Source organism: Streptomyces sp. SID11385, from assembly GCF_010548245.1.
Lineage (GTDB): Bacteria > Actinomycetota > Actinomycetes > Streptomycetales > Streptomycetaceae > Streptomyces.
Genome location: NZ_JAAGLR010000356.1, coordinates 1 through 3,622 on the forward strand (window position 1 = coordinate 1; position 3,622 = coordinate 3,622).

A 3,622-nucleotide genomic window follows, 5' to 3' on the forward strand; every position below is an offset into this window, starting at 1 on the left:
CGGGCCGCGCGGGGGCGCGGACGTGGCCGGCGCGGCGGACGGCCGGGGACCCGCGGACGCGGGCACGGACGCTCGCGAGGACCGCGAAGCGGTTCGCGCGGGGGCGGTCGGTGCGGCGGCCGGCGCGGCAAGGCGCCTGGGGACCTCGGTCACAGTCATATCCCCCACGCTAGAAGCGCGGAACGTGCCGGGGATCGCCCGTAGGTCCCGACCGCCCGTCCCCCCTGGGGAGTAGGACGGGGGGTTCGCACCACCTCCTGAAGGGGGAGGATGCACCCCGTCCCCCTCCGGGTTGAGCCCCGCGCGGACCGCGCCGGGGAAAGGCTCAGCCGAGCCTCGCGACCGGCGCGTCCACCTGGTTCCGGTCGATCGACAGCGCCTGCCCGCCGTACGTCTCCGTCACGTTCCCCTCGTACTGGTGGATGCGCCGCTGGGGCGTCCACGCCTGCGCGGCCAGCACCCCCGGCGCGTCCAGCGAGGCCCGTCCCGTCCAGTGCGCGAACCACATCACCTCCGGCAGGTCCGCCGTTCCGGCCCGCCGCTCCCGCTCCAACTGCGCCACGCCGGAGTCCGCGCTGCTGTAGAACCCCGGTACGTATCCCTCCGCGGTGACCGCCCGGTCCCAGGCGCGTACGAAGGCGAGCACCGCCCGCGCGCACTCCGTCCGCCGCTCGTCGTACGCCTCCACGTCCAGGTACAGCGGGCTGCGCGGCGCGATTCCCAGCGCCCGCGCGGCCCTTACCGCGTCGCGCCCCTCCTTCGTGCCGGTACCCGCCGGGTCCTTGCCCAGGCGGTACTTCTTCTTGTTCGCGGCCTGCACGCAGGGCGCCTGCGAGCCGACGTAGAGCGGCAGCACCGACCAGCCCAGCTCCCGCACCTCCCGCAGCCACCCCGCGCTCAGCTCCGGCTGCGAGCAGGCGCGTGCCCGCCCGCCCACGTACGCGCCCACCGCCCGGTACGGCGAGGCCCCCCATGCCCGCATCGTCGCGAGCGGCGGCGCGGCGCACGTGTCGAAGGCACGCCCGGTGAAGGTCGCGACCCCACGCGCCGACCACGAGGGCCCGTCCGCGCCGAAGGCGGAGGAAAGCCCTCCGGAGAGGAGAAGGAGAACAGAACTCAGGACGCCCAGCCGCAGCGGGAGCGATCCCGCGAGTCGTCGCATACGCATGCCCCGAGTCAAGGCGTCCTCCGCCCCAGCCACCCGGTGGACACACCCCACCCCGGGCCGACTCCCCCTTCTGCCCGCCGACCACCGCCCTCGCGCCCGCGCGCGGGTCGGTCTCCTCCAGCCCGCAAGACTCCCGAGGAACGCCGGCTGCCCCCCTCGCTGCGGCGGCACGAGCCGTGCCACCCGTGCCGTCCCTGCCACCCGGCCCGCTCCGCACCGCCCACCGCACGGCACCGGACAGGCCGCCCACAGCGGCCCGGACCGCGGTGGACATGCCGCCGCCCACCGTCCGCGTCGCGGCGCCGTCGTCGCCGCCGGAAACCAGCAGCACCGCACGCACCCCGCCATCGGCCGTCCGCCCCGCGACGCCCGCACCACCGCCCCCGGCGGCGCCCACCGCCATCCCCCGCAGGGTGGCCCCGACCATGACCCGGCCAGTCGGCACGCGCCTCCTGCCGAACGGACCGCCGTCCGCCGGTGTGCGGGGCCCCGAAGTGCGGTTCCCCGGTGTGCCGATCCCCGGTATGGCGGTCGACGCGTCGTCGTGGGCGATCGTTTCCTCGTACGAGGCGCCCCTCGCCGCCCCGTACGAAGCTCTTTCCGGCTCCCCGAAGTCGCTCCCCGGCGCCGTCCACTCGCGGCGCGGGTGCGGTGTCCGGGTCTCCGCCCCCTGAAATCCCATGTCTCCCCCTGCGGGCCCCTCTCCCCCTCGGGCCGTTGTCGTCCCCCGGCGCGGTGTGCGCCGTTCCCGCTGTTCTTCCTCCTTCGCGGGCCTCGGCGTGCCCCCGCACGCCGTGCCGCTCAGGCGTCCTCGCACTACCTCAAGGACTTACCCACCACGCAGGTCTCCGTGCGGGCCCTCCCTTTTCGCTTCGGTCATCAGCCCGTCTGCCAAGAGCCGTTGACCGTCCCGTACGTCCCGTGCCTTCCGGAACCCGCGCTCGGTGTGGAGCGCACTCCACTGGACGGGGCCTGGCCGTCCGTGACGGAGAACGTGGGCTCGGCCAGGGATCACGCCCCTCACGGGCGCGCTCCTGAGGGGCGTTCACCCTGGCCGTACCCGTGTCGTCCCCCTCGCGACTACCAGAGGTCGGTGTGGTCGACGGCCAGGTTGAAGTTGTGCTGGTCGATGGCCGTGAAGGCGGAGCCCTCCACCTGTGCCGTGTTGCTCTGGTTCGAGGCGCCGGCGCCCACGGCCTGCTGCTGAGTCGTGGACGAGTTGCCGAAGTTGCCGCCGCCGACGCCGGAGGCACCGATCGTCGACACGGCCGCGTTCGATCCGTTGCCCGCGACGGCTCCGTTGTCGGCCTGGGCGACGCCGGTGAACAGCGCGGCGGCGAGCGGCAGTGCCGCGACGGCGGCGAGGGTGCGGGCGGTACGGATGCTTGCCATTTCTTTCCTCCACTGGCCGGGAATCCCCGGTGCGCCAGCCGACTGCCCCGGTCCGCGCGCGGCGGGTGAGGAAGCCGGTCAACTCTTCGTGACACCGGACCGGTTGGCCGACCGTTCCGGAGTGAACTGTGCGACGTCGCGTATCCAGAATTGCCCAGGTGACAGCTGTAAAACCAGCCCACGGGGCACTATTCGCCCGCACGCGTGATGATCTCCGGATAAACCCAGACTGCCCCTGAAACACACCCGCGTGGAGTATCAGGGTTCCTCGGGGTAAACCCTGAGATCACCCCCCAGAAGGGGGCGGCACGCCTCCCACCGCGCGGGTCGACCGTGCGCCGCGCATGCACCACTCCACCCCTCGCACGCCCTGCCCGGAGGAGAACTGGCGTACGAAGCTGGGCCCATGGATCGCGATCCCGCCCCTCTCGCGCTCGCCCTCGCCGCCGCGGCCCACGGCTATGCCGTCTTCCCGCTCGGCCGCACGAAGCGCCCCGCGCTCCCCTCCCCGCACCGCACCCCCGCCGCTCCTCCCTCTCCCGCCGCTGAAGCATCCACCCGCGCCCCTGAAGCACTCGCCCCCTCTCCTGAAACGCTCCCCGGTCCGGCCGCCCCCTGCCGAGGCGCCTGTGGGCTCCCCGGGCACGGCGTGTACGACGCGAGCACCGATCCGGCCGTCGTCCGGGCCCTGTTCGCCCGCGCACCCCAAGCCTCCGGCTACGGCATCGCGTGCGGCGCCGCCCCGCACCACCTGCTCGGTCTCGACCTCGACACGAAACACGGCGCCGATCCCGTGCGCGCGCTCGCGCTGCTCGGCGCCCGCCACGGCTTCGTCCTCCCGGCCACCGTCCGCGTCGCGACGCCGAGCGGTGGCGCCCACCTGTGGTTCTCGACACCCGCCGGGCTCACCGTGCGCAACTCGGCGGGCCGGCTCGCGCCCGGGATCGATGTCCGCGGCACCGGCGGCTACTTGGTGGGCCCCGGCTCCCGCACCACCCGCGGCGTCTACCGCTTCCTGCCCGGCGCTCCGCCGGGGCCGCCCCGCCCGGCTCCGGCCCCGGC

4 protein-coding genes are annotated in these 3,622 nt (G+C 74.6%); 2 read left to right on the forward strand and 2 right to left on the reverse strand.

The window, feature by feature from the left end; translation table 11 throughout:
* Window positions 1-325 precede the first annotated feature (325 nt).
* Window positions 326-1,162: a glycoside hydrolase domain-containing protein gene (locus G3I42_RS10740; protein WP_164284771.1), complete on the reverse strand. Its 837-nt coding sequence runs from the start codon at window positions 1,160-1,162 to the stop codon at window positions 326-328.
* Window positions 1,163-1,593: 431 nt separating this feature from the next.
* Here G3I42_RS10740 and G3I42_RS10745 point away from each other — a divergent pair, with 431 nt between their 5' ends.
* Complete coding sequence (locus G3I42_RS10745) at window positions 1,594-1,842, forward strand: hypothetical protein (protein WP_164284762.1); 249 nt, start codon at window positions 1,594-1,596, stop codon at window positions 1,840-1,842.
* Window positions 1,843-2,248: 406 nt separating this feature from the next.
* On the opposite strand, the gene G3I42_RS10750 is transcribed toward G3I42_RS10745, so the two are convergent.
* Window positions 2,249-2,560, reverse strand: a complete 312-nt coding sequence (locus G3I42_RS10750) for a hypothetical protein (RefSeq protein WP_164284765.1) — start codon at window positions 2,558-2,560, stop codon at window positions 2,249-2,251.
* 406 nt (window positions 2,561-2,966) lie between these two features.
* Between G3I42_RS10750 and G3I42_RS10755 the strand changes: the two genes are divergently transcribed.
* On the forward strand, window positions 2,967-3,622 hold a 656-nt coding region (locus G3I42_RS10755; RefSeq protein WP_164284768.1), incomplete at its 3' end, for a bifunctional DNA primase/polymerase.